The following is a 13,326-nucleotide window of genomic DNA, read 5'->3' on the forward strand; positions in this document are numbered from 1 at the left end:
AAAATGAATTTTTATGCTTTCATATCGAAAAAAAATTACAAATTGACAGCGGTATGCTGAGCAATCGCTTGTTTCAGCTTGCTGACGGCTTCTGTTATTTCATCCTTTGTCACGGTGAGCGGCGGCAGCAGACGAATCACGTTCGGTCCGGCCGGCAGTACGAGCAAGCCTAATGTCTGCAATTCAGCAATGATGTCTGCAACCGGCCCATCACACTCAATTCCAAGCATTAATCCTTTGCCGCGGATTTGCCTCACAAAAGGACTCTTCAGTTCAGCCTCCAGCTGTTCTTTCAAAAACGCACCCTTATCAGCAGCCTCTTGCAGAAATTCAGGCTGGAATACAACCTGCAATGTTGCATTAACGGCGGCCATCGCCAGCATATTCCCTCCGAAGGTCGTTCCGTGAGATCCAGGAGTAAACGCTGCTCCCAGCTCTTGCTTGCCGATTACCGCACCGACTGGAAAGCCGTTCCCCAATCCTTTTGCAGCTGTGATGATATCAGGTGAGAGGCCGAAGTGTTCGTATGCGAAGCCCTTTCCTGTCCGTCCAATACCGGTCTGAATTTCATCTACGATCAGAAGCGCCTGCTTTTCCTTGCAAAATGACTGTACGGCTGTTAAAAATTCTGCACTGGCCGGATTGACTCCGCCTTCTCCCTGTACGGTCTCAAGCATGACCGCGGCTATGCCGTCTTCCTCCCCAAGAGCATCAAAAGCGCCAGGATCATTGTACGGGAGGTAGTGAAAGCCTTCCAGCATCGGGCCGAAGCCTGTTTTGATTTTATCCTGTCCGGTAGCTGCCATCCCTGCATAGGTACGGCCGTGGAATGATTGGAGAAATGTGATGATTTTCGTTTTTCCAGTTGCTTTTCGCGCCAGCTTAATCGCGCCTTCATTCGCTTCCGCTCCGCTGTTGCAGAAAAAAACGAGATCTCCGGCACTGTTTGCCGCTAACTGCTGTGCCGCTTGCTCCTGAAGACTGTTTTCAAACAGATTGGATACGTGCCATACGCTGTCGAGCTGTTTTTTGACCGCTTCTGTGACCGCTTCATGGCAGTGGCCTAGGTTGGAAACCGCAATCCCTTGAATGAAATCGAGGTATGTTTTGCCGTTTTGATCCTCAACGCAAGTTCCCTTCGCTTTCTTTATCTCAATGTTCCACCGTCCGTAGGTTTGAAACAAGCTGCTCATGAAACAGCCTCCTTTGCTTTAACGATTTTTGTTCCTTGAAATGTTTGATCTGAGAAAAACGATCCTTTTCCATTTACGATCATCACTTCTGATACTTGATCTGATAATGCTGACAAGGCTGAATTGACCTTTGGTATCATCCCGCCTGTGATCACTTCCTGTTTAATGAGAGTCTGAATTTCCTCAGGGGTCAGGATGTCGAGACGCTGTTTTTCCTTCATAATTCCTTCCACGTCTGTGACGAACATCAGCTTATCGGCTTTCAGCGCTCCGGCGACTGCCGAAGCTGCAAGATCAGCATTGACATTCAGTGTTTTGTAATCGCTCGTCAAAGACAGGGGCGCAATTACCGGAATGATGCCTTCATCCATCAGCGCGTTTACCATAGAGGCATTAACCTTTTTAATTTCTCCGACTTCCCCGTATGTGTCCGGATCGAGATAGTCTGCTTCGAGAAGGCCTCCATCCTTGCCGGACACTCCCGCAGCCCGGAGCCCGTGTTTTGCAAGCTCGGCAACGAAAAATTTATTCACTGAGCCGGACAGTACCATTTCAGCGACTTCCAATACCGGTTTGGTTGTTTTCCGCTGTCCGCCTGCAAACTCTGTTTTGATGTTTAACCGTTTCAGCATATGTGTGATTTCCGGTCCGCCGCCGTGCACGATCGCCAATTTCCAGCCTGATTCCATCAATTCTTTCAGGTTTTGAAAAAATTCTTCCGACAGCTCACGGATGACACTTCCCCCGCATTTAAAAACGATTGTTTTCTTCATTGTGCTCCCCTTTATTACGTGCGATAGCTCGCATTAATTTTGATATAATCATAGGTCAGATCACAGCCCCATGCTCTTCCGTTCCCGTCTCCTTCATGCATCTTGATGACAATGGCAATCTCGTCTCCTTCGAGATATTCTTTCGCGAGAGATTCAGAGAATGGCTGAGGCTCGTTGTTTTTAAACAGGCATTGGCCCCCGAGATAAACCTCTACTTCTTCAGCCTTCACCTGAGCCGCGCTGTGCCCGATAGCACCGATAATGCGCCCCCAGTTCGCGTCTGTTCCGTATACAGCGGTTTTTACGAGGTTCGACCCGACAATTTTCTTGGCAATTACGTTTGCATCAAGATTGTTTTTCGCCCCTTTTACTTGGGCTTCGATTAGTTTTGTCGCGCCTTCCCCGTCTCTGGCAATCTCCTTAGCCAAATCTTCGCAAGCCATCAGAAGCGCTTTTTTAAAGAGCGGCCAGTCTTTATGATCTTCCGTAAGGCGCTCATTTTCCGCGCAGCCATTTGCCATGACCAATACCATGTCATTGGTAGAGGTTTCTCCGTCAACTGTAATTTGATTAAAAGAGACGTCAGTGATGTCGCGGAGCGCTTTTTGCAGCGTTTTTTCTTCGATTGCCGCGTCTGTTGTCACAAACCCCAGCATCGTAGCCATGTTTGGGTGAATCATTCCGGAGCCTTTAGCCGCTCCGCCGATGGTGACTTTTTGACCGCCGATTGTCAGTTCATAGCACGTTTGCTTGATGACGGTATCTGTCGTTAAAATCGCTTCCTCGAAATCTCCAGATCCCGCAGGCGTTTCTTTCAAAAGCTCGATGCCGGCCTGAATGTTTTCCATATTTAAATGTTCGCCAATGACACCAGTTGAAGAAACGGCGACAAGCTCCGGCTCAATGCCCAGCTGTAAAGCGAGGCTCTCCCGCATTTTGTATGCGTCCTCTAAGCCTTGTTCCCCTGTACAAGCATTGGCAATGGCGCTGTTGACAATGACTGCTTTCAGAGCTGATCCGTGCTTTAAGCTGTCCTGTGTGACTTTAATCGGAGCCGCCTGAAAGTGGCTTTGCGTATAAACTGCCGCGCTCACTGCCGGTGTCGCGCTGATAATGACGCCAAGGTCTTTTTTCGAGTAGCGCAGCCCGCAATGCACGCCCTTTGCCTGAAATCCTTTTGGCGAGGATACATCGCCTTTTACTTTCACTATTTGATCTTCACTCAACTGAATCATGGTTCGATTCTCTCCTGTTCTATGGATAAATTGGTGTCATGGTAAGACCTGTCTCTTCGTTCCAGCCATTCATGATATTGAAATTTTGTACTGCCTGCCCAGCGGCACCCTTCATCAGATTATCAATTACCGAAACGATCGTGACCCTGTTCGTTCTTTCGTCGAGGGTAACGGATACATCGCAGAAATTGCTGCCGAACACTTCCTTCGTTTGCGGGTAATGACCCTTTGGCCTCACTCTCACAAAATATGAATCTTGGTAAAATTCCGAATATAAATCGTGCAGATCTTCTGCAGATAGATCAGATGTTAATTGCGTATACATTGTCGCCATGATTCCCCTTGTCATCGGAACCAAGTGAGCAGAAAATGTAATAGCCTTCAACCCTGGCTGCCATTCTTTTAACGTCTGTTCAATCTCAGGGGTGTGCTGATGTTCATTTACTTTATAAATTTTAAAATTGTCGTTAAGCTCAGAAAAATGGGTTCCCATGGACGCTTTTCTCCCCGCACCGGAAACGCCTGTTTTCGCATCAACGATAACGAACGATTCATCAAGCAGCTTTTGTTGAGCCAAAGGCGCGAGGCCTAGCAGCACAGCCGTCGGGAAACACCCCGGATTGGCGATGAGCTTCGCCTGCTGAATGTTCCTTTGATTCAGCTCCGAAAGGCCGTAAACCGCCTCTTGAATTGTTTCTTTTGGTGCCGCTGTCCGTTTATACCACTTTTCATATACAGCAGGCTCTTGGATCCTCAGATCACCTGACAGATCAATAACCGGAATTCCCGCCTCTGCAAGCTGCGGAGTCAGTTCACTTGATACTCCCGGGGGCGCAGCAAGAAACATGACATCGATTTCCTGTTTGATTGTATTCATATCAATGGGCTTGAGCTTCTGCTCAGCCAAGCCGGTAAGATAAGGATAAACATGACTATAGACCTTTCCTTCCCCGCTGGATGAATAAAGTATACATTCTTCTGCATGAGGATGATGTGTAAGAATCCTGACAAGTTCGGCGCCTCCATAACCCGTAGCGCCTACAATTCCTATTTTCAAAACGAATTCACCTTCTTGGTCTTTGTGAAATTATTTAACATTATAACATGAATAAAAATTAATTCAATCGTATATTTAATATTTTTATTCATTTATAAAATTTCTGTTCAATAAAAAAATCGGCGATTAAAAAGCAGGCAGAAACCGCTTCAAGTTGTTGATCCGGCGCCATTTGCAGCTGCATAAAAAAACAGGCTGACCGTGTCAGCCTGTTTTCATCATCATCAATCCGCTCAGAAAATATAGAATAGAGCTTGTATAAAAAATCATTTGCACCGTAAAAAAGTCGGCGAGAAAACCGCCGAGCATAATGGCAGCCGCTGAAAAAACAGCGGTCCAAAAATGATAATTCCCAATCTTTTTTCCGCGTTCCCCGGTGTCTGTAAAGTCGGCGATTAATACTTTTTCTCCGTGTTTTTGCATCGCCCCAAAGAGGCCTAACAGCACTTGCACGATGTACACTTGAAGAACGCTGTTTACATGTGGAACATACAAAAGCAGAACCGCCATGCCCCATGAGTTCGCAAGCAGATAATAGCGGCTGTCGATCCTTTCAGAAAGCCGGCCGAGGAGCGGGTAAATGAGCGCTCCGCTCAGTCCGAATAATCCGTAGGAAAAACCGAACTGCGTGTAGCTTGAGCCGATATTCTTCACAAACAGAATATAAAACGGAAAGATTAAACTGCTTGCGAAAAACACGCTGCTTTGTGAAAGTGTCAGCCATTTTAATTTGTTTTTCCCCATTATTTATACCTCTGATAAAAGTAATTCATAAACCGCTCATCCGGATCATACGTCTGTTTTTTCTGAAAAAACGCTTCGCTTTTCGGATACGCCTGTCTCATTTGCGCCTTTGTCTGATATGTCATATACGGCAGATAATAGCTTCCTCCGTGTTTGAGCGCAACGTCTGTCATACGCCTGATGATCCTGGCAGCGTCAGCCTGGTCTTCTTTTGAAAAGCCCTCGTTGATTAAGAGCACGAGCGAAAACATATCATCCTTCGCATAAGACAGGTCAGCCTTTTCGTTTTTTTGCACATACCGGATCGTGATATTAAGCAGATTCAGGTCTTCGTGTGACAGCGTTTGTCTCAGGTCATCAATATAGGAAGCGTACTCCTTCACCGGCACAAAGTATTCCTGCAGCACGTCTGTATTTTCATTGTTTTCGTATTCGAGAAATTTTGATTCTGACCGCATGACGTTATTGCGTGAGACCTTTGTTCCATTTTGGCTTAGAAAATAGGATTGCTGGGTGTTCCACAGCCAGTTTCTGCCCCACCCGTACCTTCTTGACAGGCCGAGCGCGAATTTCGTCACCTGTGTATGCTCATCCTCTTTGAGATCGCTGTAAGATGTCAGCTGATCCTGCTCTTCTGATAATACGTAATTTGTGACATACATGTCTTTCAGAAATCCTTTTTCTGCTGTTGAGATGCGAGCGAGATGCATGCGGACACCGGGATTGCCTTTGACATGCTTTGTAAAATAGTCAGCATATGTACTGTAGTTCATTTTTTCCGTCTGCATGACGTACAGCTCGTCATCCGTTAATTCAAGCTCAGCATCGAGAATCACGCCAAAAAGACCGTACCCGCCGATGACTGCTGAAAATAAATCATCTTTTGGAGTGACAGTGACAATTGTGCCGTCGGCTTTTAAAAGACGGAATGATTTGACTGTATCAATCAGCGACCCATAGCGGATATCACGCCCGTGGGCATTGGCGCTGAGAGATCCTCCGATTGTAAAAATATTTTGTGACTGCATGACTTTTACTGCAAGCCCGTATGGATTTACGTATTTCTGTATGTCATTCCACGTCGCCCCGCTTTGGACCCTGATGGTTTTTTTCTCTTTATCGAAAGCGAGGATTTTGTTGTAGCCTGTCATGTCGAGAACGATGCCGTCCTCGTAATATGTATGGCCGCCCATCGAATGCTGGGTTCCGGCTATTGAGATTTTTATGTTTTTTCGATTGGCTTCTTTGACTGTGTCAATAAGGTTATTTTCTTCCTGCCCTTTCACTGTCTGCTTAATTTTCACCGGCATCAAGCGGCTGACATCAGTCATCTCGCTGGAGCCGCTTTTTTGCTCTGAATGAACAGAGTACGCAAACAGGACCGCATACGCACCGGTGCACAGCGCGAATGCAAGCAATTTCTTTTTCATGGCGCTCTCCCTGCTGTTTTTTATGGCCATTATACCATGTTTGCGTCCTCTTTTTTCCAGATTATCATCTTGCCCGTTTTTCAGCGCGGCGGTCAGCCACGATAAAACAAGCGTGAATGGCGCCCGGCAGCCAAAAGATGCATGTCAATATGAGATTGAGCAGGGCCTGAAACGGCTTTCCCGTAAACAAAACAGCAAGCGGCGGGCATAGAACGGCAAGCAGATACATCATTTTGCTTCACTCCTTTTCAGCTGTAAAAAGGACAGCCTCACAGTAAGGCTGTCCTCTTTTGTTTTATTGTATGCCAAGCGCGATTTTTGCATATCTTGACATTTTGTCCCGAGTCCACGGCGGATTCCACACAATGTGAACTTCCGTCTCTTTCACTTCCGGAATGTCCGCAAGCGCTTTTTTCACTTCATCAACAATAATCGGCGCTAAAGGGCATCCCATTGACGTCAGTGTCATTGTGACGTGCGTTAAGCCGTCTTCATCCATATCAACATCGTATACTAACCCGAGGTTTACGATATCAACGCCAAGCTCAGGGTCGACAACCTGTTCCAGGGCGCCCATAATGTTTTCTTTTAATGCTTCTTCCACGTTCCCTCACTCCTTTTTTCTACAGTATAACGTAAATCCGGCCTATGTTTACACCTTTGTGCTTTATAAATGTGTTTCAAACCATTCAACGGTTTTTAACACAGCGTCCCGCGGCACTTTGTGATCGGCTCGTTCATCCGCAATGAACTGGAGATGTTCCGGCTGCTCGCTGTAATAAGATTTAATCGTGTCATAAAATTTCCGGGTCGGCGCGTAAGGCACGACTTGATCTTTAACGCCATGCCAAAATAAAAGCGGGCGCTGGCGAAGTTTCTCCGGCTGAAGGCTGAGATCCAGCACTTTAAGGCGCTCCATGAGCTCCCGCACCCTTTCCTCCGGCACATCGATATCGATGCCCTGAGATTTGATGTGATCGATCTGCTGCTGAAACAGCTCGACATAATTCGGGCTTCCCATCAGGCTGACGCCGGCTTGTACCCAATCATAAACCGTTAAGGCGCCAAGCGTTGTAATGCCGCCCATTGATGTACCCGCAAGCCCGATACGGCCGCCGTCTATCAGGCCTTCCTTCTCAAAATGGCTCTTGAGTACTTCAAGCTCTTCAATCTCGTTTAGCACGATGTCCCAAAAATGGCCGGCCAGCTTTTCAACAGCCATTTGCTCTCCCCGTTCACCATGGTGCAGCGCCTCCGGCAGAACGGCTCTAAAGCCCTTCTCCGCAAGCAGATAAGCAATATGAAGGTTGTGTTCCTTTGCGCTTGTAAAGCCATGTATAAAGAAAACAAGAGGAACGGCACGGTGCCTGTTCTCTTCTTTTACAATATGTAAAAACGGAATGCCGGAAACGGTTTGATTTTCAATTTGAATCACAATGTCCCCTCCTTAGGATAACCATAATCATAAGTGTAACATGTAGACAATAAAGATGGTAAAAAGCTACACTGTAATTAAGGCAACTCACGCAAAATCTAAGGTTAAAGGAGCTTTTCATGGAGACAAAACCCTATGTAATCGCATTAGATTTAGATGGAACATTATTAAAGGACGATAAAACAATATCAGAAAATACCCTTCAAACGATACAGCGCCTAAAAAATGACGGACATTACGTTTGCATCTCCACCGGCCGGCCGTACCGTTCAAGTTCCATATACTATGAGCAAATGAATCTGACAACGCCGATCGTCAATTTCAATGGAGCGTTTGTCCACCATCCGCAAGATGACAGCTGGGGACGGTATCATACCTCACTGCCGCTTCAAGTTGTGAAACAGCTTGTGGATATCAGCGAGACCTACAACGTACATAATATACTTGCTGAAGTCATCGATGATGTGTACTTCCATTATCATGATGAGCATCTGATTGATGCCTTTAACATGAACACAACAAATGTCACCGTCGGCGATTTGCGTAAAAATCTCGGTGAGGATGTCACCTCTGTGCTCATCCATGCGAAAGAGGAAGATGTGCCAGAGATACGCGCTTATCTAACAGATGTGCACGCCGAGGTGATCGATCACAGGAGATGGGCAGCCCCGTGGCATGTGATTGAGATTATTAAAAGCGGCATGAACAAAGCGATTGGCTTGCAGAAAATCAGCGATTACTACGGCGTGCCGCGAGAACGGATCATCGCTTTTGGCGATGAAGATAACGACTTGGAAATGCTTGAATTTGCAGGATGCGGCGTCGCCATGGGAAATGGAATTGACGCAGTCAAGCAGATCGCTGACAAAACGACGGGTTCCAATGAAGAAGATGGGGTCGCCCAATTTTTGAAAGAATATTTCTCAATCTAAAGAGCGGAGTGTTTTAATTTTTCCCACTTATAAACCTTTACCCGCCTTAGCATACTATGGGAGACGACTCATCTCGTCAAAGTATGGAAGGGGGCAGTCTCACAATGGGTAAACGAAGCAAATCCAAAAGGTTTATTCAGCAGGGTAAAGACTCCATCGGGCTACACGCCGCAAGATTTCCATATCGGTCTACATTAGAAGAAGCTCACCAGCATGCCGCGGCACGAGATTCAGCCGAAAGACAGGTTGAATATTAAATGAGAAACGAACTGTTTCAGCAGGCGAAATCATTTGTTCAACAGGCAGTCATGGTGACAAACGGCTTTGAGGAAGGCGATCAGGAGCAAGCGATTCTGAGGGCCAAAAATGCTGTGTCTTCTGCGTATGCCAATTCGACAGATGCGGAACGTCAACAGCTTCATCAATTTCAAGATCAACTGGATAAATTGCAATAAAAAAGGGCTATGGCGATTCGCCATAGCCTATTATTTGACCTCAAACTGCTGTACAGCCTGGACCTGCTTAAGATTCTCCGCTCTGCCCTTAAACGTCACCTTCACCTCATATGTCCCCGGCTCCGGTACTTCCTTCCATTCATCAGAGAAATCATATGTTTCTCCCGATTCAAGCGTCAGGTTTTGAAAAGCCTGTGTAAACATTTTGTCTTTCGAATAACGGTATCTTTCTTTGTGCTCAGAATCATACACGACAAGTTCAAATTTTTGTCCCGTGCTGAATTGAAACTCCACACTGCGTTCGCTTTGGTTCTTCAGTGACATGTTAAACTTGATTTGTTCAGGCTCCTGAATTGCTTCAACAGATAAAACAACCTCTTGATTCTCCATTCCGCCTGATACCTCCTTATCGGGTTCTGTCTGCTCATTTTTCCCGCAGCCTATTAATAGCACCACAGGCAAGAGCATCACAAGCAGCCGTTTCACGACTTCCACCTGCTTTCGTCAGTCTTTTCTAAAGAAACCAAAAATCCCGGTCGTTTGGACAATGTTCGTAAATGCTTTCGGGTCCACTTCTTTTACGATTTTTTCTAAATCGTACAATTCATACCTCGTGATGACGATAATCATCATTTCTTTCTGCTCGTTTGTAAAAGCTCCTTTGGCTGGGACAGTCGTTATGCCCCGCACCATTTTTCCATAAATGGCTTCTTTGATTTCGTCCGCTTTTTTCGTCACAATCATTGCTGTCAGCTTCATGTGCCGCGTATGAATCGCGTCGATCACCCTCGTTGTCACATACAAAGTAACAAGGGTATATAAAGCTTTCTCCCAACCTTGCAATAATCCTGCCGTCAGAATGATAATCCCGTTCAGAATAAAGAAATACGTGCCGACGGGTTTATCCTTCCACTTGGCCAGCACCATAGCGACGATATCAAGGCCGCCTGTCGAAGCGCCGTACTTTAATGTTAAACCGATTCCGACCGCGGAAATCACACCGCCGAATACCGCGTTCAGCAGAATGTCATGAGACAGTCTCATTTCCGGCAGGATTCCCATAAACAATGTGGTCAGTGCGACACTCAAAATGCTGTACACCGTAAACGATCTGCCGACCTTCAGCCACCCTAAAATACCGACCGGAATATTTAAGAGGAACAAGAGCGTTCCCGTCGATATGTAAAAAGGGGCATATTGGTCAACGACGCTTGATAAAAGCTGGGCGACACCTGTGAATCCGCTGGCATATACATCTGCCGGAATCAGAAATAAGTTCAGCCCGGCCGCATTAAGTAAAGCCCCGATGATGACGATGAGTAATTTTTTTGTTTGATCTAGTACCATGGCATGTTCCTCCGCTCATTCTTCTTTATTATGTTTTCCCTTAAAACAAATATTTGAACACGATTTTGACAAATTAATATGATATAGTTGGCTTAAATCATATGATGACGAGCGATAAACGGAAAGAAGGGAAGCAAAATGACAGTTCATCTCATCGCTGACAGCGCTGCTGATCTGCCTCGTTCTTATTTTGAGGAAAACGGCATTGGCTTTATCCCGCTTAGGGTTTCTCTCGGCGACAAAGAATATGAAGATGCAGTCACGATTCATGCGGAACAAATATTTGAAGCGATGCAAAATGGGGAAGCGCCAAAGACGTCCCAAGCCTCACCGCAAACCATTAAAAATGTATTTTTGCAATATGCCGAAACAGGAGAGCCCGCACTTTACATCGCTTTTTCCTCAGGACTCTCCGGCACCTATCAGACAGCCGTCATGATCGCCAATGAAGTGAAGGAAGAATTCCCCGATTTTGATTTGCGGGTGATTGATTCCAAATGCGCTTCATTAGGCTGCGGTCTGGCCGTCCGGCATGCACGCGAACTCTGTATCAACGGAAATACAATACAAGAAATTGAAACGTCTGTAAAGAGCTTTTGCGCACAGCTTGAGCACATTTTTACAGTCGATGATTTAACGTACCTCGCCCGGGGCGGCCGAATTTCAAAAACGTCCGCTTTTGTCGGCGGTCTGCTCAATATTAAACCGCTTCTTCATATGGAGGACGGCAAGCTTGTGCCTCTTGAAAAAATCCGCGGACAGAAAAAGCTGTTCAAACGGATTATTGAATTAATGAAAGAGCGAGGAGACAATTGGAGCGACCAAACCGTCGGAATCAGCTATGCCGCTAACGAAGGAACAGCCAATGAAATGAAACACTTGATCGAAGACGCGTTCAAGCCGAAAGACATCATCATGCACTCCATCGGCTCTGCTGTCGGATCCCATTCCGGGCCGGGCACACTGGCCATATTTTTTCTGGGTAGATCATAAAAAAACAGCCAGGCTAAAAAAGCCCTGGCTGTTTTTTCATTTTTATTGAATTCCGACTGCGTCATATGCCTTTTCGACAGAAGCTGATTGCTTCGAGTCTTCACCGTATAAATCATTGGCGGCTTCGATAGCCGCTTGCTTCATCATGCTGAAGTCTGAAGAAGGCGTTACATAATATGTCAAAGCCCGGTAATAAATTTGCTCACAAGCTTCACGCCCGATCCCCTCAACCCGCACATCATGGTGCACGCCGCCTTCTGCGAGAAGATATGCCGCTTTATTGTGGATCGACGAATTGATGTGCACCCCGCCGTAATCCTCTGTGCCCGTATACCGGTTTGAATAATGATCCGGATTCCCCTGCTTGGAAGGGTCCTCTAACGAACGTAAAGCATCCCCGCGTACTTCCGGCGTATATACATCCTCGCCGATTTCCCAGTCATCCCGGTCTGTCATCGCCGCCATAATGTCAGAAATGGATTCGTTTAGCGCGCCGGGTTCTCCCTGATATAAAAGGCCGGCGGAATACTGGGTGACCGCGTGTGTCATTTCATGCGCCACAATGTCGAGCGATCCGGACAGCGGCTTAAACCTAGCGCCGTCACCATCCCCGTACACCATCTGCACACCGTTCCACGCCGCATTGTTCCACTGTGTTCCCACATGTACGGTAGACGTAATTCTCGCTCCGTTTTGATCAAAAGAATGGCGGCCGAACGTGCGGCTGTAATAGTCGTAAACGGTTTGTGCGTTTGCATGGGCATCTACAGCCGCGGGATCATGAAATACGGACGTGCCGCTGACCACTTCACTGCCTGTATACCCGATCAATTGAGACAAAAGGGTAAACAAGGTTTCGTTCAGGTTCTTTGCGTCAAAAGTATTTATCCCTTTTCCCCTTGTTTCGTCAGCCAAATAATAACGCCCATTCTGTTCAGTTACTTCAAAGCTTTTTTCTTCGCCTGATACGCCGATCCCTGTACCGGCTGCTTCATGAATGGCATTGAAAGAATCAATGACCTTTCCGCTTTTGGCATTGATGAAATAATGCCAATATCCAGGTTCAGGTTCAGACGTCGAAAGTCTCACAAGGTAGGCAAGATCATATGCGCCTTCGTGCGGATAAATATATAATTCGGCTTTCGGTTCTCCGTCAACATACTCGATTTTTCCAATGGAGGCCTCAAGCGCACGGCGCGCTGTATGTATGGCTTTTTTCTTAGATACAGACGGTGTGACAGATATGTCATTTATTTGCGGGTGCACCTTCCCGAAGAAACTTTTCACTTGTTTGTTTTCCTTCATCGCGACCGCCTGTCCAAAACCGTAAACAGGAATCCCTTTATACACTTCCTCTAATTTAAAAAATGTTTGTTTTGTCTTTGAATCCTTAATTGTTTTTGAAATGCGAAAATGGCTGTTCGCGTTTCCTTTGAGCTTAAAATGGGTTTGTTGCTTGTCCAGATATGAAAATAGCGCTTCTTTCTGCGTTAGGTTTTGAGCTGGCTGCCATGATGGCTGTGATTTTTCGATGATGTATGAAGGGGTTTGATACGTATGGTCGTATTTGATGCTTTGATCTGCTGAGGCATTTGATGCAAAAACACATTGAGCCGCCGTGCATAAGCCGGCCATGAACAGAGATGTTTTGAACAGTGTACGCAAAACACCACATCCTTCCTGTTTTGGAATCTACTTTTTCGTTCATCCTAACAAAAAAGCCGAAACTTGT

Annotated in this window: 16 protein-coding genes; 4 read left to right on the plus strand and 12 right to left on the minus strand. The window is 46.2% G+C overall.

The genetic code is table 11. The features are described 5' to 3' along the window. Positions 1 to 35: 35 nt before the first annotated feature. From LNN34_RS10485 to LNN34_RS10525, 9 genes are all read right to left on the minus strand, one after another. On the minus strand, positions 36 to 1,193 hold the full coding sequence (locus LNN34_RS10485; RefSeq protein ID WP_229043299.1) for an acetylornithine transaminase: 1,158 nt from the start codon (positions 1,191 to 1,193) through the stop codon (positions 36 to 38). Next, on the minus strand, positions 1,190 to 1,966 hold the full coding sequence (argB, locus tag LNN34_RS10490) for an acetylglutamate kinase (protein ID WP_044156412.1): 777 nt from the start codon (positions 1,964 to 1,966) through the stop codon (positions 1,190 to 1,192). The genes LNN34_RS10485 and argB overlap by 4 nt, the downstream gene beginning before the upstream one ends. 14 nt (positions 1,967 to 1,980) lie before the next feature. Further along, positions 1,981 to 3,201 carry a bifunctional ornithine acetyltransferase/N-acetylglutamate synthase gene (argJ, locus tag LNN34_RS10495; RefSeq protein ID WP_229043301.1) on the minus strand — a complete coding sequence of 407 codons (1,221 nt, stop codon included), beginning with the start codon at positions 3,199 to 3,201 and terminating at the stop codon, positions 1,981 to 1,983. A 19-nt stretch (positions 3,202 to 3,220) separates the two neighbouring features. Next, positions 3,221 to 4,258 carry an N-acetyl-gamma-glutamyl-phosphate reductase gene (gene argC, locus LNN34_RS10500; RefSeq protein WP_229043303.1) on the minus strand — a complete coding sequence of 346 codons (1,038 nt, stop codon included), beginning with the start codon at positions 4,256 to 4,258 and terminating at the stop codon, positions 3,221 to 3,223. Positions 4,259 to 4,462: 204 nt separating this feature from the next. Next, entirely contained in the window at positions 4,463 to 5,002 is a 540-nt protein-coding gene (locus tag LNN34_RS10505) for an MFS transporter (RefSeq protein WP_044156416.1), read from the minus strand. Then, entirely contained in the window at positions 5,002 to 6,432 is a 1,431-nt protein-coding gene (locus tag LNN34_RS10510) for an FAD-binding oxidoreductase (RefSeq protein ID WP_069486623.1), read from the minus strand. Before LNN34_RS10510 ends, LNN34_RS10505 begins: the two co-directional genes overlap by 1 nt. A 64-nt stretch (positions 6,433 to 6,496) precedes the next feature. Continuing rightward, complete coding sequence (locus tag LNN34_RS10515; RefSeq protein WP_229043305.1) at positions 6,497 to 6,664, minus strand: YqaE/Pmp3 family membrane protein; 168 nt, start codon at positions 6,662 to 6,664, stop codon at positions 6,497 to 6,499. A 63-nt stretch (positions 6,665 to 6,727) separates the two neighbouring features. Further along, positions 6,728 to 7,036, minus strand: a complete 309-nt coding sequence (locus tag LNN34_RS10520) for a metal-sulfur cluster assembly factor (RefSeq protein ID WP_003224525.1) — start codon at positions 7,034 to 7,036, stop codon at positions 6,728 to 6,730. A gap of 63 nt (positions 7,037 to 7,099) precedes the next feature. Then, positions 7,100 to 7,867 carry a prolyl oligopeptidase family serine peptidase gene (locus LNN34_RS10525; protein ID WP_059336294.1) on the minus strand — a complete coding sequence of 256 codons (768 nt, stop codon included), beginning with the start codon at positions 7,865 to 7,867 and terminating at the stop codon, positions 7,100 to 7,102. Positions 7,868 to 7,986: 119 nt separating this feature from the next. Between LNN34_RS10525 and LNN34_RS10530 the strand changes: the two genes are divergently transcribed. The 3 genes from LNN34_RS10530 (at position 7,987) to LNN34_RS10540 (ending at position 9,254) form a co-directional block, all read left to right on the plus strand. Beyond that, positions 7,987 to 8,799, plus strand: coding sequence for a Cof-type HAD-IIB family hydrolase (locus LNN34_RS10530; protein WP_044156420.1), 813 nt, complete (start codon positions 7,987 to 7,989; stop codon positions 8,797 to 8,799). Positions 8,800 to 8,903: 104 nt separating this feature from the next. Continuing rightward, positions 8,904 to 9,056 carry a hypothetical protein gene (locus tag LNN34_RS10535; RefSeq protein WP_044156421.1) on the plus strand — a complete coding sequence of 51 codons (153 nt, stop codon included), beginning with the start codon at positions 8,904 to 8,906 and terminating at the stop codon, positions 9,054 to 9,056. Next, entirely contained in the window at positions 9,057 to 9,254 is a 198-nt protein-coding gene (locus LNN34_RS10540; RefSeq protein ID WP_003224518.1) for a DUF3813 domain-containing protein, read from the plus strand. A gap of 30 nt (positions 9,255 to 9,284) precedes the next feature. Here LNN34_RS10540 and LNN34_RS10545 read toward each other — a convergent pair whose 3' ends face one another. Both LNN34_RS10545 and LNN34_RS10550 read right to left on the minus strand, forming a co-directional pair. After that, on the minus strand, positions 9,285 to 9,740 hold the full coding sequence (locus tag LNN34_RS10545) for a BsuPI-related putative proteinase inhibitor (protein ID WP_059293057.1): 456 nt from the start codon (positions 9,738 to 9,740) through the stop codon (positions 9,285 to 9,287). 18 nt (positions 9,741 to 9,758) lie between these two features. Further along, the gene (locus tag LNN34_RS10550) at positions 9,759 to 10,601 is read right to left on the minus strand and encodes a YitT family protein (protein WP_024120888.1); all 843 of its coding nucleotides are present in this window, start codon (positions 10,599 to 10,601) and stop codon (positions 9,759 to 9,761) included. Between the two features lie 138 nt (positions 10,602 to 10,739). Here LNN34_RS10550 and LNN34_RS10555 point away from each other — a divergent pair, with 138 nt between their 5' ends. Continuing rightward, positions 10,740 to 11,594, plus strand: coding sequence for a DegV family protein (locus LNN34_RS10555; protein WP_059336296.1), 855 nt, complete (start codon positions 10,740 to 10,742; stop codon positions 11,592 to 11,594). A gap of 42 nt (positions 11,595 to 11,636) precedes the next feature. Here the strand turns inward: LNN34_RS10555 and LNN34_RS10560 are convergent, their stop codons facing one another. Beyond that, positions 11,637 to 13,259: a M4 family metallopeptidase gene (locus LNN34_RS10560; RefSeq protein WP_229043308.1), complete on the minus strand. Its 1,623-nt coding sequence runs from the start codon at positions 13,257 to 13,259 to the stop codon at positions 11,637 to 11,639. Positions 13,260 to 13,326: the final 67 nt, after the last annotated feature.

Origin of the sequence: Bacillus sp. AF23 (genome assembly GCF_020861455.1) — a bacterium.
In the GTDB taxonomy this organism is placed as follows: Bacteria; Bacillota; Bacilli; order Bacillales; family Bacillaceae; genus Bacillus; species Bacillus halotolerans.